Annotated in this window: 20 protein-coding genes and 1 pseudogene; 9 read left to right on the top strand and 12 right to left on the bottom strand. The window is 52.5% G+C overall.

Features of this window, described 5'->3' with window-relative positions:
- The gene (gene serB / locus AC3G3F_RS18170) at nt 1-888 is read left to right on the top strand and encodes a phosphoserine phosphatase SerB (RefSeq protein WP_079796519.1); all 888 of its coding nucleotides are present in this window, start codon (nt 1-3) and stop codon (nt 886-888) included.
- A 32-nt stretch (nt 889-920) separates the two neighbouring features.
- Complete coding sequence (locus AC3G3F_RS18165; RefSeq protein ID WP_053510464.1) at nt 921-2,243, top strand: MFS transporter; 1,323 nt, start codon at nt 921-923, stop codon at nt 2,241-2,243.
- A gap of 43 nt (nt 2,244-2,286) precedes the next feature.
- Here AC3G3F_RS18165 and cirA read toward each other — a convergent pair whose 3' ends face one another.
- The 3 genes from cirA to yieE form a co-directional block, all read right to left on the bottom strand.
- The gene (gene cirA, locus AC3G3F_RS18160; protein WP_023248334.1) at nt 2,287-4,278 is read right to left on the bottom strand and encodes a catecholate siderophore receptor CirA; all 1,992 of its coding nucleotides are present in this window, start codon (nt 4,276-4,278) and stop codon (nt 2,287-2,289) included.
- Nucleotides 4,279-4,623: 345 nt separating this feature from the next.
- On the bottom strand, nt 4,624-6,093 hold the full coding sequence (lysP, locus tag AC3G3F_RS18155; RefSeq protein ID WP_000535001.1) for a lysine-specific permease: 1,470 nt from the start codon (nt 6,091-6,093) through the stop codon (nt 4,624-4,626).
- A gap of 189 nt (nt 6,094-6,282) precedes the next feature.
- A complete protein-coding gene (yieE, locus tag AC3G3F_RS18150) occupies nt 6,283-7,146 on the bottom strand; it encodes a DNA-binding transcriptional regulator YeiE (protein ID WP_488395478.1) in 864 nt (287 codons plus the stop codon).
- A 120-nt stretch (nt 7,147-7,266) separates the two neighbouring features.
- Between yieE and AC3G3F_RS18145 the strand changes: the two genes are divergently transcribed.
- Both AC3G3F_RS18145 and nfo read left to right on the top strand, forming a co-directional pair.
- Nucleotides 7,267-8,316: a YeiH family protein gene (locus AC3G3F_RS18145; protein WP_023248335.1), complete on the top strand. Its 1,050-nt coding sequence runs from the start codon at nt 7,267-7,269 to the stop codon at nt 8,314-8,316.
- A 79-nt stretch (nt 8,317-8,395) separates the two neighbouring features.
- Complete coding sequence (gene nfo, locus AC3G3F_RS18140) at nt 8,396-9,253, top strand: deoxyribonuclease IV (protein WP_079813487.1); 858 nt, start codon at nt 8,396-8,398, stop codon at nt 9,251-9,253.
- Between the two features lie 64 nt (nt 9,254-9,317).
- Here the strand turns inward: nfo and fruA are convergent, their stop codons facing one another.
- The 3 genes from fruA to fruB are packed head-to-tail and all read right to left on the bottom strand — an operon-like array spanning nt 9,318 to nt 13,091.
- Nucleotides 9,318-11,006 (bottom strand): PTS fructose transporter subunit IIBC, encoded by a 1,689-nt coding sequence (gene fruA / locus AC3G3F_RS18135; RefSeq protein ID WP_023248337.1) that lies wholly within the window; start codon nt 11,004-11,006, stop codon nt 9,318-9,320.
- A gap of 16 nt (nt 11,007-11,022) precedes the next feature.
- Nucleotides 11,023-11,961: a 1-phosphofructokinase gene (gene fruK / locus AC3G3F_RS18130; protein WP_023248338.1), complete on the bottom strand. Its 939-nt coding sequence runs from the start codon at nt 11,959-11,961 to the stop codon at nt 11,023-11,025.
- Nucleotides 11,961-13,091 carry a fused PTS fructose transporter subunit IIA/HPr protein gene (gene fruB / locus AC3G3F_RS18125; RefSeq protein WP_023248339.1) on the bottom strand — a complete coding sequence of 377 codons (1,131 nt, stop codon included), beginning with the start codon at nt 13,089-13,091 and terminating at the stop codon, nt 11,961-11,963. The genes fruK and fruB overlap by 1 nt, the downstream gene beginning before the upstream one ends.
- A 368-nt stretch (nt 13,092-13,459) precedes the next feature.
- Between fruB and setB the strand changes: the two genes are divergently transcribed.
- Nucleotides 13,460-14,641, top strand: coding sequence for a sugar efflux transporter SetB (gene setB, locus AC3G3F_RS18120; RefSeq protein WP_000551941.1), 1,182 nt, complete (start codon nt 13,460-13,462; stop codon nt 14,639-14,641).
- Nucleotides 14,642-14,688: 47 nt separating this feature from the next.
- Here the strand turns inward: setB and AC3G3F_RS18115 are convergent, their stop codons facing one another.
- The 3 genes from AC3G3F_RS18115 to AC3G3F_RS18105 all read right to left on the bottom strand — a co-directional run bounded on the left by AC3G3F_RS18115 (nt 14,689) and on the right by AC3G3F_RS18105 (nt 16,138).
- Nucleotides 14,689-15,372, bottom strand: a complete 684-nt coding sequence (locus AC3G3F_RS18115) for a GNVR domain-containing protein (protein WP_488395475.1) — start codon at nt 15,370-15,372, stop codon at nt 14,689-14,691.
- Between the two features lies 1 nt (nt 15,373).
- The gene (locus tag AC3G3F_RS18110) at nt 15,374-15,496 is read right to left on the bottom strand and encodes a hypothetical protein (protein WP_053510472.1); all 123 of its coding nucleotides are present in this window, start codon (nt 15,494-15,496) and stop codon (nt 15,374-15,376) included.
- A gap of 387 nt (nt 15,497-15,883) precedes the next feature.
- Nucleotides 15,884-16,138 (bottom strand): YkgJ family cysteine cluster protein, encoded by a 255-nt coding sequence (locus AC3G3F_RS18105; RefSeq protein ID WP_023248343.1) that lies wholly within the window; start codon nt 16,136-16,138, stop codon nt 15,884-15,886.
- A gap of 309 nt (nt 16,139-16,447) precedes the next feature.
- Between AC3G3F_RS18105 and yeiP the strand changes: the two genes are divergently transcribed.
- Nucleotides 16,448-17,020: an elongation factor P-like protein YeiP gene (yeiP, locus tag AC3G3F_RS18100; RefSeq protein WP_001136822.1), complete on the top strand. Its 573-nt coding sequence runs from the start codon at nt 16,448-16,450 to the stop codon at nt 17,018-17,020.
- 48 nt (nt 17,021-17,068) lie between these two features.
- Here yeiP and torD read toward each other — a convergent pair.
- From torD to torC, 3 genes and pseudogenes are all read right to left on the bottom strand, one after another.
- A pseudogene (torD, locus tag AC3G3F_RS18095) lies at nt 17,069-17,697 on the bottom strand (molecular chaperone TorD).
- Nucleotides 17,687-20,185: a trimethylamine-N-oxide reductase TorA gene (gene torA / locus AC3G3F_RS18090; protein WP_063390626.1), complete on the bottom strand. Its 2,499-nt coding sequence runs from the start codon at nt 20,183-20,185 to the stop codon at nt 17,687-17,689. Before torA ends, torD begins: the two are co-directional and overlap by 11 nt.
- 9 nt (nt 20,186-20,194) lie before the next feature.
- Nucleotides 20,195-21,328 carry a pentaheme c-type cytochrome TorC gene (torC, locus tag AC3G3F_RS18085; protein ID WP_023248346.1) on the bottom strand — a complete coding sequence of 378 codons (1,134 nt, stop codon included), beginning with the start codon at nt 21,326-21,328 and terminating at the stop codon, nt 20,195-20,197.
- Between the two features lie 166 nt (nt 21,329-21,494).
- On the opposite strand from torC, the gene pdxR reads away from it, so the two are divergent.
- The 3 genes from pdxR to AC3G3F_RS18070 all read left to right on the top strand — a co-directional run bounded on the left by pdxR (nt 21,495) and on the right by AC3G3F_RS18070 (nt 24,827).
- Nucleotides 21,495-22,973: a MocR-like pyridoxine biosynthesis transcription factor PdxR gene (gene pdxR / locus AC3G3F_RS18080; RefSeq protein WP_053510483.1), complete on the top strand. Its 1,479-nt coding sequence runs from the start codon at nt 21,495-21,497 to the stop codon at nt 22,971-22,973.
- A 119-nt stretch (nt 22,974-23,092) separates the two neighbouring features.
- Entirely contained in the window at nt 23,093-24,079 is a 987-nt protein-coding gene (locus AC3G3F_RS18075) for a CobW family GTP-binding protein (RefSeq protein ID WP_023248348.1), read from the top strand.
- Between the two features lie 28 nt (nt 24,080-24,107).
- Complete coding sequence (locus AC3G3F_RS18070) at nt 24,108-24,827, top strand: phosphatase PAP2 family protein (RefSeq protein ID WP_024149691.1); 720 nt, start codon at nt 24,108-24,110, stop codon at nt 24,825-24,827.
- The last annotated feature ends 7 nt before the right edge of the window (nt 24,828-24,834 follow it).

Genomic DNA, 24,834 nt, shown 5'->3' with positions numbered 1-24,834 from the left:
ATGAGTGTTATTTATTTTATTACCACACAGGATATCGATACGTTTCAGAAAAAATTACAGGAAACGTTATTTAATGCCGTTACCATGCCGTTCCCACTATTATTTGATAAACGTTATGCCGCGCTTATCGATACCGACTATCTAAAATTCACGCTGCCAGCGGAATGTCTTACACCTGAATTTTATCGCTATTTACGCGAGCTCTCATTACAGTGGCAGTTTGATTTTTTTATTAAGCCGCAGCCACTGCCTGTTAACGGTATTATCGCGTTTGATATGGACTCCACGTTTATTGCGGAAGAAGGCGTGGATGAGATTGCCCGCGCGCTTGGCATATCGACGCAAATCGCCACCATTACCCAACAGGCAATGGAGGGCAAACTTGATTTTAACGCCAGTTTTACCCGACGTATCGGAATGTTGAAAGGCACGCCGAAAGCGGTGCTGAACGCCGTATGCGATCGCATGACCCTTTCGCCAGGCCTGTTAACTATTCTGCCAGTCATCAAAGCCAAAGGATTTAAAACCGCGATTATCTCCGGCGGGCTGGATATTTTCACCCAGCGTCTAAAAACGCGATATCAACTGGATTATGCCTTTTCGAATACGGTTGAAATACGCGATAACGTTCTGACAGATAACATTACTTTACCGATTATGAACGCCGCAAACAAAAAAAAGACGCTGGCTGATCTGGCTGACCAGTTAAATATTGCCACGGAGAATATTGTTGCCTGTGGCGATGGTGCCAACGATCTGCCGATGTTACAGCATGCAGGCACCGGTATTGCCTGGAAAGCAAAACCGGTTGTACGGGAAAAAATCCATCATCAGATTAATTATCACGGTTTCGAATTGCTTCTTTTTTTTATTGAAGATGAATTATAACGCGACTCGCCTCGCCGGAAGGGAATTTTAAAATGAGTATAAAAACATGTATTTTCAGCCAGCCCGATAAGCCGATCGTAAAAGAGAAAAAAGAGATAGACCAGACCTATAAAAAATTTCGTCTTGAGATTATCGCCTCGGTCTTTATCTCTTATGCCGTCTTTTATCTCACCCGTAAAAACTTCTCCGCCGCAATGCCGGCCATGCTGACGGAAACATCGCTGACCGCAGAAGACTTCGCCATTATGTCTTCTATCTTCTACATTCTTTATGGCGCGATGAAGTTTGTCGGCGGGATGCTGGTCGATAAAATTAACCCGAAAGCCATGACCGGCCCGGTGCTGATTGGCGTGGGGATTGTGAATATTCTGTTCGGCTTTTCCGATAGCGTGGCGGCATTCTACGTGCTGTACAGTCTCAACGCGATATTACAGGGCACCAGCTTTCCGCCGATGGCGAAAATTATGGCCTCGTGGTTTTCGAAAAACGAACGGGGACGCTGGTGGGCTATCGTTGAAGCGGCGCACAATATCGGCGGCAGCCTCGCGCCGCTACTGACCAGTTTTGCTATCGCTTTTAGCGGTAGCTGGAAAATGGGGTTTTATGTTCCCGGCGCCATTTCGCTGCTGATGGGGATAGTGGCGCTATTTACTATTAAAGATCGTCCCGGTACGTTAGGTTTGCCCAACGTGGGGCAGTGGCGTAACGACACGACGGAACTGGCCCAGGTCAAGGCCAGCCCGGTCAACCTGAGCTTCTGGCAAATTTTTGTGAAATATATCCTGACCAATCCACTGGTATGGATCATTATTATCGGCGATATGTCGGTTTATATTGCGCGCACAATCCTTAACGACTGGCCGCAGATTTACTATTCGCAGGTTCACGGCTGGAGTCTGATAAAAGCGAACTCGATTATTTCCTGGTTTGAGGCGGGCGGACTGGCGGGCGGGTTGCTGGCAGGCTACTTGTCTGACTTTATGTTCAAAAGTAACCGCTGGATGACCGGATTAATCTTCGCGTTAGCGCTGTGCATATGCATCGTGCTGGTGCCGCTGGTTCAGGACACCTCTTACACCCTCACCGCGATTCTGTTCACCATCATGGGCTTCGCCTTATACGGACCGCATATGCTTTTTGCCGTCGGCTGTCTGGATGTGACCCATAAGGATGCGGCGGGATCGATTACCGGTTTTCGGGGATTGTTCAGCTATGTCGGCGCGGCAATGGCCGGTGTGCCAGTAATTATGGTGAAAAATAGCTGGGCGTGGTCGGGCGTTTATATTTATGCGTTGATCGCCATTCTGCTAACGACTCTGTCGCTGGCGCTACTCTCCAGGCTGCATCGTTTGTAACATTCTGGCGACAGCAGCAAAACACGGCTGTCGCCAGTCTCTGTCAGAACCGGTAATCCACCGCCATAAAGTAACGACGTCCGTCTTCGGTATAACCGTAGTCGTCGCGTTTGAGATCTTTATCGCCCACGTTCAGAACGCCCGCACGCAGTTTAACGTTTTTCGTCGCCTGCCATGCCGCGCCGGTATCCCAGACCACATACCCGCCAGGCGTCTTCGCCGTTGCGCTGTCGGCCCGCTTACGCCCGGTATAATTCCCCGATACGTAGAACGACCAGTCTTCAAGCTGCGTCGGTTTCCAGTCCAGCGTACCGTTCGCGGTGTGGAACGGCAGATCGGAAAGCGGCTTGTTCCCGCCATTGCTAATGTCGCGTCCGTCGTTATAGGTGTAATTCAACGACAGTTTCCACGCCTCGTTAAACGGAACTTTCAGCTCGGTTTCCACGCCCTGAATACGCGCTTTATTCACGTTGTAATAACGGAAGACCGGAACGCGCTGTCCCCGACTGTTGGTTTCGAAACCGACAAAGTTGGAATAGCCGGGCGCGGCGTTAACATCAGGGGTACGGCTAATGCTGATGCGATCGTCCACATCGTTACGGAACGTAGTAATGCTCGCTTCTACGCCATCCAGTATGCCCTCTTCGCCACGGTAATAGAGGCCAAGCTCCCAGCTTTCACTGGTTTCAGGTTTCAGATCCGGGCTACCGACAATGCGACATCCGCCACGGCAGGAATTGGTTGCCCAGTCCGGGCTTAATTGCAATAGCGACGGCGCCTTAAAGGCCGTGGCCCATCCACCTTTCACCGTCAGGGTATCCGTTGCGTTATAGACCAGATAAGCACGTGGGCTCCAGTGATCGCCATAGGTTTCATGGTCATCCATACGGATGCCCGTGGTCAGCGCCAGCGGTTCGAAGATCCGCCACTCATCTTCAAGGAACAGAGCGTACTGGCTGGCGGAGGTTTTAGTACTGGAACCACCGGTCAGGTTCACCGCATCGCTCAGTTTATCGTGACGCCATTCGCCGCCGAAGGTGACGAACTGGTTGACAGGCGCTAACGGCAGAACGTATTTCCCGTCAATAGAATTGCTTTCTGACGTGATGGGGCTACTGTTACCGGGGTTTTTGTTCTCCACTTTTTCGCCGTAGAACTTGAGCTCGCTATTGCCGAGATCCCAACGTCCGTTATGGCTCAACGCGTAGTTTTGCCGCTCCAGACGGTTTTTATCCAGCGAGTCGGAGTCCCGGTCCTGGCGGTCAAAACCGTAGCCTGCGGTAACGTCATGATTTTCGTTCGGCGTCCAGGCAAACTCGACGTTTCCATCCCGGCTGGTAAATCCTTCAATGCGCGGCGTTTCACCCGTAGCGGTGGTGGCGGAACGCTGCTGCTCGTCTTTGCCGCGTTTCGCCAGGCTGCCATAGGCTTTCATCCCCAGCACGCCGTCGATCAGCGGGCCGCTGGTAAAGAACTGACCGTTATAAGTGTCGCCACGGTCGCGATGTTCCTGAAGAGTGGAATCAACCGTGACGCTGCCGTGCCATTTCTGACCAATTTTTTTGGTGATAATGTTGACCACGCCACCCAGCGCATCGGAGCCATACAGCGAGGACATGGGCCCACGCACCACCTCAATGCGTTCGATAGCGTCAACCGGTATCCAGTTCAGATCAAAATCATTATGGCGGAAGACCGCGTTACGGGAGTTGACGCGCTTACCGTCGATCAGGATCAGCGTATAGCTGCTATCCAGACCACGAATACTCACGCCTTTACGGTTATCCCCTTCGCTGGTGAGCTGCACGCCCGGTACCTCTTTCAGGACATCTTTCAGGTTTTGCACGGGCCTGCGCTGTAAATCTTGCTGGGTAATGACGCTGATACTTGCCGGTGCGTCTTTCAGATTTTGTTCGATGGCGGACGCGGTAACGACCATGGTTTCACCATCATCTGTTGCTGCGGCAACCGGCCAGGCCAACGTTACTGCGGACACACAAATCCCTACCCGAACGAAAGGGTTCAACCTAAACATTCCATTTCTCCATGAGATAAATACGACAAAAAAATCGGTTATCGCTCACAACGCATTACGTTTCGCCTGCGATAACGGTTATCACGGCGAACTCTTTTTATGCAGGCGAGTCGGGCTGATTAGCGATGGCCGCCCCCGAATCTCTATCCTTCTGATTTTGAGCGTAACGATAAAGCAAACGATAATAATTATCAATTTAATTGTTAATAATTATGTCGCCAGAAGCCAATTGTGGAGAAAAAAACAAAAAACCCTCTCGAATGAGAGGGTTAGAAGGGGCAGTTCAGGCGGTCAGTACCGGATGTCGGCATAAAACCTTATCCAGCCTACGGCGAGAATACTGCGTTACTTTTTAACGCGTTCCGGGAAGTGCATTTCGCTATAGCGCACAAAATGCGTGCCTTTTATCAGCTTGTAGCCGAACCAGATAATCAGGAACAGAGGAATACCGATATAGGTCGCCGCGACGCCGCCCCAGTCGATGGTATCTTTCAGAAACGCTTCATAGTTCTGCCCTAACGTAATAATCAGGCACAGTACGAAGGCGAAGATCGGCCCCAGCGGGAAGAACCCGGAACGGTATGGCAAATCATTCACATCATACCCTTGCATCACGTAACCGCGACGGAAGCGATAATGGCTAATGGCGATCCCCAGCCAGGCGATGAAGCCCGTCATACCGGAGGTGTTCAACAGCCACAGATAGACCGTCTGGTTGCCGAACATTGAGGTCAAAAAGCAAAGACCGGCAATCACGGTGGTGGCATAAAGCGCATTGCGCGGTACGCCGCCGCGGGACAATTTAGCAAAAATACGCGGAGCCTTACCGTCACAGGCCAGGGTGTAGAGCATACGGGTAGAGGCATACATCCCGGAGTTGCCCGCAGACAGTACCGCCGTCAGGATAACCGCATTCATTATCGCCGCCGCAGACAACAAGCCCGCATGCTGGAACACTAAGGTAAACGGACTGACGCTAATGTCTTTGACGTCGTTCCGCAGCAGGTTCGGATCGGTATAAGGAATGATCAGGCTGATAATCAAAATCGCGAAGACATAAAACAGCAGGATACGCCAGAAGACCTGACGCACCGCGCGCGGAATATTCTTCTCCGGATTTTCGGATTCCCCGGCGGCAATACCAATAAGCTCGGTTCCCTGGAAAGAGAAGCCCACGATCATCGCAACGCCAATCATTGCCGCAAAACCGCCAGCGAAAGGCGCATCGCCCGTCGTCCAGTTGCTCCAGCCGACCGGCTCGACACCTTTAAAGATGCCGATAATCATCGCTACGCCAACGATGATGAAGATAATAACGGTCGCCACTTTAATTAACGAGAACCAGTACTCCGCCTCGCCAAAACCGCGCACGGAAATGTAGTTCAGCAAGAAAATGACGCAGAGGAATAGCGCGCTCCAGATCCAGCCCGGCGTATCAGGGAACCACCAGCCCATCACCAGCTGTGCGGCGACCAGATCAACAGCGATAGTCACTGCCCAGTTGTACCAGTAGTTCCAACCCAGCGCGAAACCAAAGCCTTCTTCCACATAGTTCTGACCATACGTCGCAAACGAGCCAGATACTGGCATATAGGCCGCCAGCTCACCAAGACTGGTCATCAGGAAATAGACCATCAAACCAATCAGAATATAAGAAAACAGCGCGCCGCCTGGCCCCGCCTGAGAAATTGTCGCACCAGATGCAACGAAAAGACCTGTCCCGATGGAGCCGCCAATGGCAATCATCGTCAGGTGACGCGCCTTTAATTCGCGACGTAGCGCGGGCGCTTCTGTGGTTTTAGTTTTGGAACCCATGTGAAAATGCTATCCATCCAAAAAATGAGGCGCGATTGTAACAGACGAAATGCTATCCTTCCGGCACAAATGCGCGGTTATAAGAGACCTTCATGACCGGCCACGGATTATAAGTAAAGCAGAGAATAACGTATACGTAAGCGGATACTAAAAATGGCGATGCCGCCCGGGTAGCCCTCCTCTTCACCCTTATGCACAGTAACTCAAAAAACGCTGCAACGCGTTAGAAAGATGTTTCTGCCGATGATGAACACGCCACAACGTGCGCACCAGGCGCGGTAACGGCACCGCGACTTCGCTCAGGGTTCCCGCCTGGAGTTGTTCAGCAATCACCCGGCGCGATAAACAGCTTATCCCCAGTCCATGACGCACCGCATGTTTGATCGCTTCTGAATTCCCCAACTCCATCGCCATATGAAAACGCGGCAAATGCGACAACAGCAAATAATCGACAATTTCCCGCGTACCGGAACCGCGCTCGCGTAAAATCCATGGGGATGCCGCAAGCTGTTCCAGCGTCACCGGCCCCTGCGTCAGCGGCGAGGACGGCGCGGCAAAGACCACCAGCTCATCTTCCAGCCATGGCTCAGAGATAATCTCTGTACTGTGACACGGTCCTTCAATCAGGCCGATATCGACCCGAAAATCCAGCACCGCGTTAATCACGTCCTGGCTGTTTCCCACGCTGAGTTCCAGCGGCAAGGCCGGATAATGCTGGCGATAGCGGGCAATCATGGCGGGTAAAATGTAATTGCCGATGGTGCTACTGGCATAAACCCGTATCGCGCCGTTATCTTCACGAAATAGCTGCTCAATTTCTACCGCTTGCTCCAGCAATGCCAGCGCGCGCGGATATAACAAGCGCCCATGTTCGTTGACCACCAGCCGTTTACCCACCCGGTCAAACAACTGTACGCCGAGCTGACCTTCCAGATCGGTGAGCGCGGCGCTAACGGCGGACTGCGATAATGACAGCATGACCGACGCCTGGGTTGTTGAACCGCTTTTCAGTACTTCAGCAAACACTTCAAGTTGTCGTAGCGTAATATGCATAGTCGTATCCCACCGATAGCGTTTCACTTACCACTTATAAAGATTAATTATAAATATATAATCAATTTTATTTTTAAACCAGATCACCGTAACCTTATTGTCCATATACAGGAGAAGGTTATGACAGAAATCACCTTGCAGAAGCATCGTCGTACAGTGTGGCATTTTATACCGGGGCTCGCTCTGAGCGCTGTCATTACAGGAGTCGCCCTGTGGGGCGGCGCTATCCCTGCCGTCGCAGGCGCCGGGTTCAGCGCCCTGACCCTGGCAATCCTGCTGGGTATGGTTATCGGGAATACCGTCTATCCACAAATATGGAAACAATGCGACGGCGGCGTGCTGTTTGCAAAACAACATTTGCTGCGTTTAGGGATTATCCTTTACGGTTTTCGCCTTACCTTTTCACAAATCGCCGACGTGGGCATTAGCGGTATTGTGATTGACGTATTAACGCTTTCCAGCACGTTCATGCTGGCCTGCTTCTTAGGCCAAAAAGTCTTTGGTCTGGACAGGCACACCAGTTGGCTGATTGGCGCCGGTAGCAGTATCTGCGGCGCAGCGGCGGTACTGGCGACAGAGCCGGTGGTAAAAGCAGAAGCCAGTAAGGTTACTGTAGCCGTAGCGACTGTCGTTATCTTCGGCACAATCGCCATTTTCCTTTACCCGGCGATGTATCCGCTGCTGGCACACTGGTTCAGCCCGGAAACTTACGGCATCTATATCGGCTCAACCATGCATGAAGTCGCGCAAGTGGTCGCTGCGGGTCACGCTGTTAGCCCGGATGCGGAAAATGCGGCGGTTATCGCTAAGATGCTGCGTGTTATGATGCTGGCGCCGTTCCTGATCATTCTGGCGGCGCGCGTTAAACAGCTTTCACCGGCGGCCGGCGCGGAAAAAAGCAAAATTACTATTCCGTGGTTTGCTATTTTCTTCATCGTAGTGGCGATCTTCAACTCTTTCCACCTGCTGCCGAAAGCCGTGGTGGATATGCTGGTGACGCTGGACACGATACTGTTGGCGATGGCAATGGCGGCATTGGGTCTGACCACTCACGTTAGCGCCTTGAAAAAAGCAGGGGCGAAACCGCTGCTGATGGCGCTGGCATTATTCGCCTGGCTGATTATTGGCGGCGGAGCTATTAACGTCCTAATCCATAGCCTTATCGCATAAACTATTACGTTTCACGCCTGTTAACCCGTTATCATAGCGTTCGCAATGAACCGTATAGCGGGTTTAACAGGAGTCTTTTATGAAATACATCGGAGCGCACGTCAGCGCTGCTGGCGGTCTGGCTAACGCCCCTGCCCGCGCGGCTGAAATTGGCGCAACGGCCTTTGCGCTTTTCACGAAAAACCAGCGTCAGTGGCGTGCCGCCCCCCTTATTCCCCAAGTCATTGATGACTTTAAAATCGCCTGTGAAAAGTATCATTTCTCAGCGGCGCAAATTCTTCCCCACGATAGTTACCTGATTAATCTGGGCCATCCGGTCAGTGAAGCGCTGGAAAAATCGCGCGATGCTTTCCTCGATGAAATGCAGCGCTGTGAACAACTCGGCTTAACCCTGCTTAATTTTCATCCCGGTAGCCATCTGATGCAGATTGCACAGGAGGATTGCCTGGCGCGGATCGCTGAATCTATCAATATCGCCCTCGCGCAGACCGAGGGCGTCACGGCGGTCATCGAAAATACAGCCGGTCAGGGCAGTAATCTGGGATTTGAGTTTGAACAGCTAGCCGCCATCATCGACGGCGTAGAAGATAAGTCGCGCGTCGGCGTCTGTATCGATACCTGTCATGCCTTTGCCGCCGGATACGATCTGCGTACGCCAGAGGCGTGCGAAAAAACGTTTGCCGAATTCGGGCAAATTGTCGGATTTCAGTATTTGCGCGGGATGCACCTTAACGACGCCAAAAGCGCCTTCGGTAGCCGCGTTGACCGCCATCACAGTCTGGGTGAAGGCAATATCGGCCACGATGCGTTTCGTTGGATTATGCAGGATGCACGTTTTGACGGTATTCCGCTGATACTGGAGACCATCAATCCTGATATCTGGGCGGAAGAGATTGCGTGGTTAAAAGCCCAGCAAATTGCCGAAGCGATGGTCTGACGCTCCATGTTCTTCAGGCAATAAAAAAGGCAGAGCGCGCTCTGCCTTTTTTAGCGTGTATCTCTTATGCCGCTTTTGCCGCGACTTCCGTCTCCGGACGTTTTATGACGGCATAAGCCAGCCCTGCCACCAGCGTACCGGCTACAATCGCCAGCAGGTATCCCAATACCGGCGTAATTGCGCCTGGGATAAGCAGAACAAACAGACCGCCATGCGGCGCCATCAATTTTGCGCCTACCGCCATAGAAATAGCCCCGGTCAACGCGCCGCCAACGATACAGCACGGTAGTACACGCATCGGATCGCGTGCGGCAAACGGAATAGCGCCTTCAGTGATAAAGCACAGCCCCAGTACCAACGCCGCTTTACCGCCCTCCTGCTGCGCTTTGTCGAACTTACGACGCGCCACCATCGTCGCCAGACCCAGCGCTAACGGCGGTACCATACCTGCGGCCATGATCGCCGCCATCGGCGCGTAAGTTTGCGTACTCAGCAGACCAACGCCAAACGCATACGCCGCTTTGTTCACCGGGCCGCCCATGTCGGTACACATCATCCCGCCGAGAATCGCGCCCAACAGCACCGCGTTTGCGGTCCCCATGGTTTGCAGCCAGTGGGTCAGCCCTTCCAGAATCCCGGCAACCGGTTTACCGATCAGGTAAATCATCGCCAGCCCCACCACCAGACTGGAAATTAACGGAATGATCAGGATCGGCTTCAGCGCTTCCATACTTTGCGGAAGTTTCAGTTTGGTACTGATAAGCTTCGCCATATACCCGGCAAGGAAGCCGGCAATGATCCCGCCGATAAAACCGGAACCGGTACTAACCGCCAGCATACCGCCAATCAGACCCGGCGTAAGGCCTGGACGATCCGCGATGGAGAAAGCGATATAACCCGCCAGTACCGGCACCATCAGCGCAAATGCCGAACCGCCGCCAATCTGCATCAGCGCCGCCGCCAGCGTGCCCGGCTCCTTAAAGGCTTCAATACCAAAGGCAAAGGAAAGCGCGATACACAGCCCCCCGGCAACCACCATAGGCAGCATGTAAGAAACGCCCGTCAACAGATGCCGATACGCGCCAGCGCTCTCTTTCTTCCCTTCGGTCGCCGCTTGCGATGCCTTACCCGCCGGTTGATACGGCGTCGCTTCCGCTACGGCTTTATCCAGCTCCTGCGCCGTCTTTTTCAGCGCCAGGCCGGTCGATGTGCGGTACATCGGGAGACCGGCAAACTTCGCCAGATCCACTTCGATATCCGCCGCCACAATCACTAAATCCGCTTCCGCCACCTCTTCCGGGGTGATGGCATTGCCGGCCCCCACGGAGCCGCGTGTCTCGACTTTTACCCACCAGCCGCGTTTTTTCGCTTCTGTTTCAATGGCTTCAGCCGCCATAAAAGTATGGGCGACGCCGGTCGGGCAGGCCGTTACCGCTACCACGCGTTTCGGACCGCCGCTCGCCGCAGGAGCAGCCGCAGCAGGGGCGTTGTAAGGGGTCGCATGGCTTTTGGCTTCACTCAGAAACAATTCCGGATGCGCGACGGCGCGACCAATATCCCCCAGCCAAACCCTTTTGCCGTTCAGAGCATTGTCGTTCGGCAGAGATTCGCCCAGCACGATCGCCAGCTCAGCATCATTCGGATTGTCGATAATTTCCAGATTTGCTTTATGCGCCGCCGCTCCAAGCAGGGTTTTCGCCATGTAAGCGCGAGCCTGGCCGAGATTAGCGTCAATTATCAGCAGCGTTTTCATTATGCCTCTCCTGCTGTCAGTTAAACGGTTGTAAGTCGACGCGCGCCATCATTGCGGCCAACTGAGGACGATCGGTAATACCTACATTGCTCTGGCTTACCGCCAGCGCGGCAACCGCCGTCGCCAGACGCAGCGTATGTTCGCTGGACTCGCGCATCAGCAGGCCGTAAATCAATCCGCCAACCATGGAATCGCCCGCGCCGACGGTACTTACCACGTCAACCGCCGGTGGTTTAGCGATCCATTCTCCCGAGGCGTTAACCCACAGCGCCCCTTCCGCTCCCAGCGAAATCACCACATGGGCGATCCCCTGTTCGCGTAACGCGTGCGCCGCATCAATCACATCTTTCATTTCCGGGAGCTTACGACCCGCCCAAATTTCCAGTTCGCGGCGATTCGGTTTCACCAGCCACGGCGCAGCTTTAAGACCAGCGACTAAGGCTTCACGGCTACTATCAAAGATAATGCATGGACACTGGCTGCGCAGACGCGTCATCCAGTCGGTGAACGCTTCCGGACTCACGCCAGCCGGTAAGCTACCGCTGACGCAGACCATATCGAACTGACCCAGCCAGCTCAGGGAGTCGTTAACAAAGCGTTCCCAGTCTGCAGGGGTCACGTCAAAGCCGGAAAAGTTGAAGTCGGTCACTTCGCCATCTTTTTCCGTCAGCTTCACGTTGATGCGGGTCCGTCCCTGAACCACCTGAAAGCGGTTAGCGATACCCAGTTCGCTGAACAATTGCTGAAAACCGTCCTGGTTATCTTTACCGAGGAAACCACCGACGGTGACGTCGATGCCTAAGTCTTTCAGCACCCTGGCAACGTTGATGCCTTTGCCCGCCGCGTGCAGGCCCGTAGTTTTCACCAGGTTCACTTCGCCGCGTTCAATTTCAGGACAAAACCCGACCAGATCATAAGCCGGATTAAGGGTGATGGTGGCGACACGTCTGCTCATTATGCACCCTCCCCGAGACCGGCGGCGATCGCATCGCCAATCGCTTTCAGCGCCTGTTCAGCATCTTCACCCTGCGCGGTAAAGCGCAGACGATGGCCTTTCTTCACGCCTAACGCCACCACTTTCATCAGACTACGTCCGTTTGCCGGCTTGCCGGTTCCATCAAGGTTTGTCACGGTAATTTCACTGTTAAATTGTTTAATCGTATTCACCAGCATGGTGCCCGGACGGGCATGGAGGCCATGCTCATTACGCACTACAAATTCCGCGCTCAGTACATCGTCAGTCAGCGCATCATCACTGGTCAGCAACGCCAGCAGCGTCGCGGCGTCCGCGTTCAGCAGCCGATCGGCTTTATTGTCCAGCAACAGGTCGCCGAGGCGTTTTAACACGGCAATCGGCTGCTCGTCGTTCATCGCGACAGTGACTAATAAGGCCGCTTTTTCACCCTCTACGTCAAACGCCTGTGTCGCACGGCTTACTGCAACAGCGCTGCGCAAATTGCCTTCCGCGCTATCGTTCAGCCAGATGCCTTGTCCCAGATTCATCGGACTATCGTTAATCGTTTTTGCGACGAACGCGGCATCAACCGCTCCCGCCTCTTTCAAACGCGCCGCATTTAGCGCCTGCAATGTGACCAGCGAGCTGGCGATGACATCCAGCATCATCGTCTCGTTATCAAGTTTTAATTGTTCACTTTGCTTCTCGCCCATCAGCAATGCGCGCAGCTCTTCCGCCGTTGTCGCGGATTTCAACTGTTCAGCCACGGAGTCATCGCTCAACACATGCGTCAACTGACGCAGCAGGCCGAGGTGTTCGTCCGAACTGGCGGCAATACCAATCGCCACGTAGGCGACCTGACCTTCTCCCCAGGTAACGCCCTGCGGGAATTGAAAAACCTGCACGCCGGTTTTCAGCACCTGATCGCGCGTATCTGTTGTGCCATGGGGAATCGCAATACCATTGCCAAGAAAGGTCGAGGTTTGCTGTTCGCGCGCCAGCATACCGTCAACGTAGCCGCTCGCCACATTCCCCGCCTGCGCTAACGCGGCGGCGATTTGCCGAATAGCCTCTTCTTTATTTCCGGCCTGCTCGCCCGGATGAATGTCCTGAACCGATAACTGGAACATGTGTCTCCTCTCCTGCTGAATTGAAACGATTCAGCCAATATGAGAAAAAAGGCGCCAATCTGGCTTATCAAAAAAACAAGATAGCGCTGAAACGTTTCAATAAGTCTGGATCTTTCTGCTTCAGCACGCAAGAAAAGTTGCCGGGTTTATGGTGATTTTTTGAGGTATAGCACATTTTTTCCCCAATAAACGCTCAAGAGCTGACGCAAAAAAGGCTTCAGCACTTTTCTTTCAGCTACCGTCAGCACGTACTGGTAACAAATTGAAATGCTATTTTGATTTTTCGTGTCGATTTTGATTCAGACACCTGTTTATTTTCTGACGGGCAGCGTAAACTCCGCCTCTCTTCACATCACTGATAAAGAAACATGCACAACAGTCCCGCCGCCGCTGCGCCTAAATCGTTCGACCTGACGTCTACCGCCTTTTTGATCGTGGCTTTTCTCACCGGTATTGCCGGTGCGTTACAGACGCCGACGCTCAGTATTTTTCTGACGGATGAGGTTCACGCCCGCCCCGGTATGGTGGGATTCTTTTTTACTGGCAGCGCGGTTATCGGCATTATCGTGAGCCAGTTTCTGGCGGGTCGCTCAGATAAAAAAGGCGATCGCAAAAAACTGATCGTTTTCTGTTGCGTGCTGGGCATGTTGGCCTGCGTGCTGTTTGCCTGGAACCGTAACTACTTTATTTTGCTGTTCATCGGGGTCTTTCTCAGTAGCTTCGGCTCTACCGCCAACCCGCAGATGTTTGCGCTGGCCCGTGAACATGCCGATCGTACCGGTCGTGAAGCGGTGATGTTCAGCTCAATCCTCCGCGCCCAGGTCTCATTGGCCTGGGTCATTGGGCCACCGCTGGCCTATGCGCTGGCGATGGGTTTTAGCTTTACGGTGATGTATTTGAGCGCGGCGGTAGCTTTTATCGTCTGCGGCGTCATGGTGTGGCTGTTTTTACCGTCAATGCGCAAAGATGCGCCGCTGGCAACCGACGTGCTGGAAGCGCCGCGTCGTAATCGCCGCGATACGCTGTTGCTGTTTGTCATCTGTACGCTAATGTGGGGGACTAACAGCCTGTATATCATTAACATGCCGCTGTTTATCATCAATGAGCTGCATCTTCCGGAAAAACTTGCAGGCGTGATGATGGGTACCGCAGCCGGACTGGAGATTCCCACAATGCTGATTGCAGGTTACTTCGCCAAACGGTTGGGGAAACGCCTGTTAATGCGCATCGCCGTTGTCGCCGGACTGTGCTTTTATGCGGGTATGTTGCTGGCGCACGCGCCGGCGACGTTGCTCGGCTTGCAGTTGTTGAACGCGATTTACATTGGCATTCTCGGCGGAATTGGGATGCTCTATTTTCAGGATCTGATGCCGGGTCAGGCGGGTTCTGCTACCACTCTGTATACCAATACCATACGCGTCGGCTGGATCATTGCCGGTTCGCTGGCAGGAATAGCGGCAGAAATCTGGAATTACCATGCGGTCTTCTGGTTTGCGTTAGTGATGATTGTCGCCACAATGTTCTGCCTGGCGCGTATTAAAGATGTTTAACTCGCAAGCCTAATACTTTTGCTATTCGACGCATTTCAGCGCAGGGTTTATCTCTGCGCGATGTTCCTTACGCTGTCCTTCACTGTCTTTTTCTCAACACGATATTCTGTTAGCGCCCTTTTACATAAAAGAGTAGCTATTGAAAAAATGAAGCCCATCAGCCCGCAAAGGGCCAACACCAGGCGCATCTTATATTGTGGCGTAATAGCAACATCTATCACTTCAATGTTGGCATTATTTTTAACTGCCTCCGACAGCAATGATAGTTTTGCATATGTTTCCGTTTGTAACATATTTTTATGCAAACTATAGCGTTTAATATCACCATCATCGATATACCATGCCGCCATTTTATCAACGCTATTTCTCAGTGTGGAAATAATATTATTGATGCTTTCCTCTCTCCCCTGCGCCTTAAAAAGGATAAGTTGATTTTTCGCCTCGAAGCTTATTTTGTTTTTATACTCCGCAGGCAAAAAGCGGCTAAACCGATTAAGAATAACCGTTACTTTACATTGAATATCATTGATATAGCCGCATAACGCATAGGTAGCAGGCGTATCCAGATTGGGTTTAATTTTAATACTCACAACCCTGGTATCGTGTTGCAAGTTCACAAAAACATAACCAATGGCAACAAAAATAAGGGTAGTCATTACAATACTTAACCATTTTCTTATAAGAAAAAAAGAAACATCGACTAAATCAATTTCACTATTTTCACCCTGCATTTCACATCCCTTTTAAAACGCTAATTGTCAGCCAGGACACTAAAATAACAAAAAGCAACACCAGAGTAAAAATAAACGCCCTGGCTGCGAACGTATATTTCTTCATAAGATAAAACCCGTCCATAAGAATGTGAGTATTTTAAAAGAAAATAACAATACATTCACACTGGTTATATCGATCGGTGAAACCACCAATGATAGGTATAAACTATCGAATTTGCAATATTGATCGTTGTGAATAATTAAAATCGATCGAAACCCCTTGTTTTAATAGTCAAAGGCTATCATATAAATAAAATTGATCGTTTTTGCTTTGTGTGGCAGCTTATTCAGTACACGTTCAGGCGCCGACGACCATGAGCGGCAGTATTTACCGCTTCAGAAGCCACGAAATAAGGGAAGCATGTATTACGCCATTTAACGGTAAAAGGAGGTAATTTGATGTTCAGCTTTTGCAGACTATTTCAGGATATAACGCAAACCCCTACGCGTTTACCAAAAGCGGTTTATCTCATGGTAAGGTTTGCTGTTCGAGTTCCAGCAAATAAATCATTGCCTCTTCCCGGGTCGTTAAACACATATCTCTTGCCGGTTGTAGGCCTGAACACACTTTTGGGCGTAAAGGTGAGCCAAAGATAAGGCACAAGTTATCTTCCGAAAGCTGCACGCATCGAGTATTCATCGGCTTGCCATTCGGCATTCCGGGTATCGGCGACGAAATTGAAGGCGCAATACAGCAAGCGCCACAACCGCTACGACAATCCATGCTCGATCCCTCTATTTATAACCAAATGAAAGATAACAGAATTTGCCCAAAGCAAAATCCAGACTTAAAATGTGGACGTCATCATGAGCAGGTCTGCTCTCAGACATTCCGGAAACAGAAGGGACAACACAGCGCATCCACCATCCGGGCGACATGCCATCGCGTATTCTCGTTGAACTCGGAGCTGAAGCGAGCGAACAGTATCACCTTTTTTGCCCCAGCAAAAGTGACAATTCCACTTGCCTGAACGGCCCGGCGCGAGTAGTTTGACGCGATATTTTAGATAATCTCTACAACAGGATCTCCTCGATGCCAAGAGCGAACGAAATCAAAAAGGGTATGGTACTGAACTACAACGGCAAGTTGCTGATTGTGAAAGATATCGATATTCAGTCGCCTACCGCCCGTGGCGCCGCCACACTGTATAAAATGCGTTTTTCCGATGTCCGCACCGGTCTGAAAGTGGAAGAACGTTTCAAAGGCGACGATATCGTTGATACCGTCACCCTGAGCCGTCGCGGCGTTGACTTTTCTTATGTCGATGGCAACGAATATGTGTTCATGGATAAAGAAGACTATACGCCGTATACCTTCACCAAAGATCAGATTGAAGAAGAGTTGCTGTTTATGCCTGAAGGCGGAATGCCGGATATGCAGGTTCTGACCTGGGACGGCCAACTGCTGGCGCTGGAGCTTCCGCAGACCGTGGATCTGGAAATCGTCGAAACCGCGCCGGGTATTAAAGGGGCGTCAGCCAGCGCACGTAACAAACCCGCTACCCTGAGCACCGGTCTGGTGATTCAGGTTCCCGAATACCTGAGCGCAGGTGAGAAAATCCGTATTCATATCGAAGAGCGCCGTTATATGGGACGCGCGGATTAAGTTTCGCGTTTTTCGGCTGCGCCCCAGGGCGCAGCCTGCCCCTTTTCTTTAGTGGTTTCGACAGTCAACGTCATCCATTAACAGTGATTGCAGATACTGCGCATCCTCGCGCATAAAATGCACCATATCACTACGGCGAGAACATAAAATCCCCTGGCGTCCCGTTGCTGGCAGCTCGCCATAAAAAGCGGCGCCCAACACAGAATATGGTGTTGCAAAAAATAGTATTGCGTCGCCACTGGCGCTTCCCTGCTGACCTGTTCCGCCATTAACGCCAACTGAATCGCAATATGATCGGAGGCTTCATTTTCTCGTGGCGCCAGTTCTTGTTCCACCAGTAGCGCATTCATCTGCCGCCGCTCTTGCGCTGGCGTAGTATGAGGATAATGTCCGGCATACGGCGAGACGCCCACAGGCGGCGCCAACAAAAACAGCGAGGCGAAGTCTGCCGCCAGTTCTTGCGCCCGCGCTGCGCGCTGCAAAACGCGCGTCAGGCTACGTTCAAATCCTTTGATGTCGGAAGCCAGGCCAGGAATGGCGGAGAGCGAAGCAATCCAGACTCGGCTCTCCTGACTGCCAAGCGCGGCCAACTGCGCCTCACTCAGCTCCTGAAACAGCAGTTGCGAAAACCACTGATATACCGCCGCGCGCCGTGAGGTAAGAGGACTATGCCGCATTTTCGCCCTCCTCTTTTACCGTATCCGGACCGCCGAATCCCGTCACGTCAGGCGCCTGCGGCTGATAGCGTTCCACCTCCACCAAAACCGTGTGGGCAGATGGCCCCTGCGCCAGTTGCGACGTGGCGACGTCCGCGCTCAGAACATTGGGATCGCCGTAAGTACACAGCGTTCCCGCCTTGCCGCCTTTCTGCGGAGAATACCAGGCACCCTCGTGAATACGAATGACGCCGGGGACATAATCGGCGCTAATCACCACGCCCGCCAGCACCTGGCCGCGGTCATTAAAAACGCGCGCGATATCGCCGGCTTTCAGCCCGCGCGCCCGGGCATCCTGCTCACACATATAAAGCGGCTCCCGCCCTGCGACGGCGTACGTTTTGCGAAACGCGTCGCTGGAACAAAGTTGAGAATGAAGCCGTTTATCCGGATGGCAGGATTGCAGATGTAGCGGATATTTTGTTTTCGCTTTGCTGTGGCTGCGTTCGAACGGCTCCATCCAGACGGGATGCCCGGGACAATCCGCATAGCCAAATCCGGCTATCGTCTTACTGAAAATTTCGATTAATCCCGAAGGCGTTCCGAGCGGGTTCAGGTCAGGCTGCTCGCGAAACTCGCTATGGCGCACCCACGGCTGCCCCGCCGGATATTCAATGTAGCCTTCGCCCTGCCAGAAGCTGTCGAAATCCGGCAGAGTAACGCCCAGCGCCGCCCCGGTTTTCACCCCTTCATCATAAATAGCATTAATCCACTGCATTTCATCGCGATTTTCGCGGTACGCCGCCTCGCGATCGAAGCGTTTGCACAACCCGGCGAAAATATCAAAATCATGCCGCGCCTCGAATTGCGGTTTGACCACCTGATGCAACGCCATCAGACCTTTATTCGAATGCGTGCCGAACTGTTCAATATCATTACGTTCAAAGCGCGTAGTGACAGGCAATACGATGTCGGCGAAACGGCAGGAGGCGGTCCACTGATGGTCCAGCACCACCACCGTTTCCAGCTTCTCCCAGGCCTCAATCATACGGTTGCGATCCTGCTGCGCATGAAACGGATTCGCCGCGCTATAAATCGCCATTTTGATATCCGGGTAGGTTAATGTCTCTCCGTTAAAGGCGATTTTTTTACCCGGCGCCAGCAGACAATCGACAATTCGCGAAGTGGGAATATGTTCTGACGCGCCGCGAAAATCCGGCTTATATTTTGCCGCTGGCGGATTAGCAATACTGCCAAGCCCGGACAGCACCGGCCCCGCGGAAGTCACGGTCCCGCCGCCGTTATAGTGCCAGCCAAATCCAACGCCGCCGCCGGGCAGACCGATTTGTCCGACCATACTGGCAAGCACCACCAGCATCCACGGATACTGTTCGCCGTGATGCATCCGCTGTACGCACCAGCCGCCCATAAACTGCGTACGCCCACTGACCAATATGCGGGCGAAATCCCGGATGTTTTCCGCGCTCAGGCCGCAAATTTCCGCCGCCCACTGCGCATCTTTCGGTTGCTTATCCGTCGTTCCCAATAAATAAGGCAGGAACTGCTCAAAACCGACGGTGTAATCATTAATAAAATTCACATCGTAACGTTTCTCGACATACAGGGTGTGCGCTACCCCCAGCATCAGGGCGACATCCGTTTGCGGACGCAGCGGTAACTGTTCACAATTAAGATAGTTTTGCGTCTTGCTTCGCACCGGATCGACGCTAATCACGCGTATTTTTCCTTGCGCCACCGCCTCTTTTATCTGCGCCCAGTAGCCGAACGCATCGTGATCGGGCACCAGAAATTCGATCTGCAAATTTTTGATCGGATCACAGCCCCACAGCACAATAGTCTGGCTATGTTCAATCACCAGCGGCAGCGAGGTTTGTTGCTCATAAACTTCCAGTGAGCCAATGACATGCGGCAGAATCACCTGCGCTGCGGCCGCAGAATAGTCGCCAACAGTGGTCACATAGCTCCCATGTAGCCCCAGCCCTCTATCCATCGCTCCGCCAGCCTTATGATATTTCCCCACCATTTGCCAGTCGGCAAGGCCGGTAAACACGCCGGAAGATCCGTAGGTTTTTTGTACCCGCTCCAGCTCCTCATAAAAAAGATCTAACGCCCGATCCCAACTTACACGCACAAAACGATTATCGCCCCGCTGGCGACGATCGGATTTTTCACGCTGACGCAGCCAGTCAAGCCGGACCATCGGATAGCGAACGCGTGAAGGGTTATACACCACCTCGCGAACGGCGTTGAGCATATCGCAGGGATATTTATCCTGTTTGAATGGCCGGGTCGCAACCCACTCGCCATTCATCACTTTTGCTTCAAAAGCACCAAAATGCGAGCCGGACTGAATCCAGTGTTCAGGATTTTCACCGGCAGCCCACGCTTTTTTGATCAGCGGGGACGGCGCAAGCGCGCTGGCGGCGCCCACCGCCAGCATAGCGGTCAGAAAACGTCGACGCGACGCGTTAATCTCTTGGCTATCCATAACTTCTCCTCATTTTTTCTCGGATGTGGTCACATCGCTGGCATGGGTCTGGAGGTATTTCAGCAACGTGCGCTCTTCCACCGGGTTAAGCCGGTAATAGGTGGACATGGCTTTCAATCCGGCTATCCAGCCGTTGGCGGTATAACGGGTCGGCGGCGGCGTGCTATGGCAGGCGCTACAGGTGGATTGCAGCATTTGATCGGCATACTGCCAAAGCGGATCGACGTTATTGATAAATCCCGTTGCGGGACTCCAGGCGGTGACGCTCACCTGCTGCCACTGCTGATGAGATTCAGGATCGATCTGCGTTTGCAGCACTTTGACGTTGTCCATCAGCGTGGCATCCAGTACGGCGGAAAACACGCGCTTGCCCCTGAATTGGGTGATCACTCGCCCGCGGCCTTTACTTTCCCGCCAGCCGGTCACTTCCACCAGAAAGTCACCTTTCTCTCTTTTCAGTACTTTCACCGGCGTGGCCGGGAAAAGCAGAGCTTTCCCGACTGGCGCTCCGGGCGCGGCGGTAAGCGCGTTTTCACTTAGCGTGTACAGCGTGTCGGTATCCGCCTGGGCTTCACCCTGGCGTAGCAATTGTTGATAACGCTCGCGAAAACCGCTGCTCATATCCGGTTTGTGGTGCGCTATTCCTTTGTGACAATCGATACAATTGCTGTTTTTCGCCGCGGCAGCGGACATTTGCGCCGCGGCGTTAGCGGATTGCTTCGCGTGATCCATTGCCTCATAGCGATGACAGGATTTGCAGGTCGCCGAATTGTTGGCGCTCATCCGTTGCCATTCGCGCTGCGCCAGCTCCGCGCGTTTCCCGGCAAATTTTTCAGGCGTATCGATCGAAGGGGAGATAAAGGTGTGGTAAAGATCGTTTAACGCTTCGGTTTTACGCACCAGTGTCGGCACAATGCCGGGGGGAATATGGCAATCTTTGCACTCAGCGCGCACGCCAGAGGCGTTACGAAAATGCGTACTGCTGCGATATTCCTCGCCGACGGTGCGCATTGCATGGCACGATAAACAAAACTCCGTCGTACTGGTGTAATGCACCCCCTGCCAGGTTCCCGCAATAACAAGCACCATCGCCGCCGCGCCGCCAAATCCCCACCATAGCGCGCTCTTTTTTATCCACGACATATCTGCCTCCATTATTTTAATACCGGCACGCTAAGCGATATTAAAAAACGAAAATAGAGACACCCGTGGTGAATGATAGGAACACGCTTCACACTATGAAGCGCATCAAAATAACCGGCTTGCGTAATTCGTAATATACCGTTAGCGCAATAATGAGGAATCTCTTATGCTGTCATTATCTCTGAACAGGGAAAGCACCACGCCGCTGCAATTACAAATATTTCAATATTATTTTCAGGCCATTCAGCACGGCGATTTACTTTGCGGCGATAAGCTTCCCTCCATTCGCGAACTGGCGCTGCGGTTAAATGTGGCGAAAATAACGGTGGTGATGGCTTATGAAAAATTAACGGCGGCAGGGTATATCAAAAGCCGACGAGGAATTGGCTATGAAGTTATCTTTACCGCCCCGTTACGCAGCATCCAGCCTGCTATGCTTTCTGTGACGGGCTCCCCTCCGCCTACCCCAGGGCCGCCAGGCGTAGCCAGCGACGTGTATAGCGAGCAAGGGCGGGAGATCTATTGCCGTATAGGCATTCCCGATCCTAACGCGTTTCCCTGGTCAAGCTGGCGCAAGTGGAATAATGTGCCGGCACTGCAAAAAGAACAATTAATGACCAGATATCATTCACCAAGTGGATTATTTTCACTCCGTGAACAAGTGGTTCGCTATCTTAATTTGTCCAGAGGTATTAATACCTCGCCGGACAATATCATTATTACCAATGGTATTCAGGAAGGACTCTCCCTTCTCAGCCAAATATTTATTCTACACCAGGCGCAGCAGCGGCAAGAAAAATGTCATATTGTGACGGAATCCCCTTGTTATTCCGGCGCCTGGCATCTTTTTAATTATTACGGCGCCGCCGTTACGCCTGTCGCAGTCGATCGACAAGGCATTTGTACCGATAAATTACCTGAATGTAACACCCAACTTTGTTACGTCACGCCAGCGCATCAGTATCCGCTGGGCTATACGCTTTCGTTGGCGCGGCGAGAGGCCTTGTTAAGCTGGGCGCTGCGCGTCGGCACTTATATTATTGAAGACGATTATGATGCGGTCTTCACATACAGCGATAATCCCTTGCCTGCGCTGAAAGCGATGGATTATCACGATCGGGTCATTTATACCGGCACCTTTTCTAAAACGCTGGGGCCAGGGGTGCGTCTTGGCTACCTCATCTGCCCGGACGCGCTGCTTCCCGCCCTGCAAAATATGAAAGCGCTGAGCAATAATGGCAGTCAGTGGCTGCTACAACAGTTTTTAGCGGAGCTGATGCAAAACCAGGTTTTTTATACTCACATCAGTAAACTGGCCTGCCAGTATGCCGCCCGCCAGGCGCTATTACGTACGGGCCTGACAACGCTTTTTAGCGAAGGGGAAATTGGCGGCGCATCCGCAGGGCTGCATCTGTCGTTGCGCATCCCGTGGCCCGCGGCGGTCGTCGCGCAGCTACGCCAGCGCTGTCTGCGCGCTGGTATTTGCTTCGATACGTTGATGGAGATAGAAAACGGCTCCGAAATCGCCTGGCGAAAAGAGAATCACGAAACAGTGATGCTTTTTGGCTTTGGCGGTCTGCCAATACAGCAAATCCGCAGGGTACTGGCTGTCCTGCAACAGGAAAGAGAAGCGTTAAAAAGTTAACATTTTCTGCTCTTAAGAGGGGAGAAGTACGACTTTGTCAACTCGCCTCTTCTCTTTTTCACATTTCTTCGCCAGGATTATTGAAAGTTGTTATGTTGTATCAATACTCTGGAGCTGACGTGACCAAAACCAATCTTATTACTGGATTTCTCGGTAGCGGAAAAACAACCTCTATCCTTCATTTATTAGCCCATAAAGATCCGGCTGAAAAGTGGGCCGTCCTGGTCAATGAATTTGGCGAAGTGGGTATTGACGGCGCGCTACTTGCCGACAGCGGCGCACTGCTAAAAGAGATCCCCGGCGGCTGCATGTGCTGCGTCAACGGGTTGCCTATGCAGGTGGGGCTCAACACGCTGCTGCGCCAGGGCAACCCTGACCGGTTGCTGATTGAACCGACCGGTCTGGGACACCCAAAACAGATTCTGGATTTATTGACTGCGCCGGTTTATGAGCCGTGGATTGATTTACGCGCCACGCTCTGCATCCTGGACCCTCGCCTGCTACTGGACCAACAGAGCGTCGCCAATGAAAATTTCCGCGATCAGCTCGCCTCAGCCGATATTATCATCGCCAATAAAACCGACCGAGCCACGGCGCAGAGCGATGCCGCCCTGCAACAGTGGTGGCAACAGTACGGCGGCGATCGTCAACTGATTCATGCCGAACATGGACAGATAGACGGTAAGCTTCTGGATTTACCGCGACAAAATCTGGCGAAACTGCCGGCCAGCGCCGCGCATTCTCACACTCATGCCAGTAAAAAAGGACTCGCCGCGCTAAATCTACCCGCACAGCAGCGCTGGCGACGCAGCCTCAATAGCGGACAGGGTCATCAGGCCTGCGGCTGGATTTTCGATGCCGATACCGTGTTTGACACCATTGGCCTACTCGAATGGGCGCGTCTGGCGCCGGTGGGCCGGGTGAAAGGCGTTATGCGCATACAAGAGGGGCTGGTACGCATCAATCGCCAGGGCGATGACCTGCACATCGAAACACAGAGCGTTGCGCCGCCGGACAGCCGGGTTGAACTTATCTCAAACACAGAAACCGACTGGAATACGTTACAGACGGCCTTGTTGAAGCTTCGTTTAGCGACGCACGCGTAAGGTTGCCACCGTTTAAAACTATGGCGAAATGACGATGAAAACCCGCTATCCCTTGATAATTCTACTTAATGTCGCCGGTCTGGCGCTGTTTTTGTCATGGTATCTTCCCGTCAATCACGGTTTCTGGTTCCCCATTGATTCTGGCATATTCCACTTCTTTAACCAGAAACTGGTGGAAAGCCACGCGTTCCTCTGGTGGGTCGCCATTACCAATAATCGAGCGTTTGACGGCTGTTCGCTGCTGGCGATGGGGGGGCTGATGCTCAGTTTCTGGCTGAAAGAAAGCGCGTCGGGTCGGCGGCGCATTGTGATAATCGGGTTGGTCATGCTGTTAACAGCGGTGCTGCTTAACCAGCTCGGTCAGGCGTTGATCCCCGTCAAGCGTGCCAGCCCAACACTCTCTTTTGAGCATATTTATCGCGTCAGCGAGTTGCTGCACATCCCGACAAAAGACGCGTCAAAAGATAGTTTCCCGGGCGATCACGGTATGATGCTGCTGATATTTTCCGCCTTTATGCTGCGTTATTTCGGCAAAATGGCGGGGATTATCGCCCTTATTATATTTGTGGTTTTCGCGTTTCCGCGCGTTATGATTGGCGCTCACTGGTTCACCGATATTGCGGTCGGTTCGCTCACGGTTATTTTGATTGGCCTCCCCTGGTGGCTGATGACCCCGCTCAGCGACCGGGCGATAGCGCTTTTTGAGAACTATCTTCCGGGCGGAAATAAACAAATTTTAAACAAATAGCCCGTGT

The organism is Salmonella sp. FC25216 (genome assembly GCF_057751355.1).
The sequence above is the reverse complement of the archived record's forward strand: the minus strand, read 5'-3'. Positions and strand labels throughout refer to the sequence as shown.

Coding starts and splice junctions, on each gene's coding strand:
- fruK (WP_023248338.1), bottom strand. CDS start 11,961: ATGAGCAGACGTGTCGCCACCATCACCCTTAATCCGGCTTATGATCTG.
- yeiP (WP_001136822.1), top strand. CDS start 16,448: ATGCCAAGAGCGAACGAAATCAAAAAGGGTATGGTACTGAACTACAAC.
- torC (WP_023248346.1), bottom strand. CDS start 21,328: ATGTCGTGGATAAAAAAGAGCGCGCTATGGTGGGGATTTGGCGGCGCG.
- serB (WP_079796519.1), top strand. CDS start 1: ATGAGTGTTATTTATTTTATTACCACACAGGATATCGATACGTTTCAG.
- AC3G3F_RS18115 (WP_488395475.1), bottom strand. CDS start 15,372: ATGCAGGGTGAAAATAGTGAAATTGATTTAGTCGATGTTTCTTTTTTT.
- yieE (WP_488395478.1), bottom strand. CDS start 7,146: ATGCATATTACGCTACGACAACTTGAAGTGTTTGCTGAAGTACTGAAA.
- pdxR (WP_053510483.1), top strand. CDS start 21,495: ATGCTGTCATTATCTCTGAACAGGGAAAGCACCACGCCGCTGCAATTA.
- fruB (WP_023248339.1), bottom strand. CDS start 13,091: ATGTTCCAGTTATCGGTTCAGGACATTCATCCGGGCGAGCAGGCCGGA.
- setB (WP_000551941.1), top strand. CDS start 13,460: ATGCACAACAGTCCCGCCGCCGCTGCGCCTAAATCGTTCGACCTGACG.
- nfo (WP_079813487.1), top strand. CDS start 8,396: ATGAAATACATCGGAGCGCACGTCAGCGCTGCTGGCGGTCTGGCTAAC.
- AC3G3F_RS18145 (WP_023248335.1), top strand. CDS start 7,267: ATGACAGAAATCACCTTGCAGAAGCATCGTCGTACAGTGTGGCATTTT.
- fruA (WP_023248337.1), bottom strand. CDS start 11,006: ATGAAAACGCTGCTGATAATTGACGCTAATCTCGGCCAGGCTCGCGCT.
- AC3G3F_RS18070 (WP_024149691.1), top strand. CDS start 24,108: ATGACGATGAAAACCCGCTATCCCTTGATAATTCTACTTAATGTCGCC.
- lysP (WP_000535001.1), bottom strand. CDS start 6,093: ATGGGTTCCAAAACTAAAACCACAGAAGCGCCCGCGCTACGTCGCGAA.
- cirA (WP_023248334.1), bottom strand. CDS start 4,278: ATGTTTAGGTTGAACCCTTTCGTTCGGGTAGGGATTTGTGTGTCCGCA.
- AC3G3F_RS18165 (WP_053510464.1), top strand. CDS start 921: ATGAGTATAAAAACATGTATTTTCAGCCAGCCCGATAAGCCGATCGTA.
- AC3G3F_RS18105 (WP_023248343.1), bottom strand. CDS start 16,138: ATGGATTGTCGTAGCGGTTGTGGCGCTTGCTGTATTGCGCCTTCAATT.
- AC3G3F_RS18110 (WP_053510472.1), bottom strand. CDS start 15,496: ATGGACGGGTTTTATCTTATGAAGAAATATACGTTCGCAGCCAGGGCG.
- torA (WP_063390626.1), bottom strand. CDS start 20,185: ATGGATAGCCAAGAGATTAACGCGTCGCGTCGACGTTTTCTGACCGCT.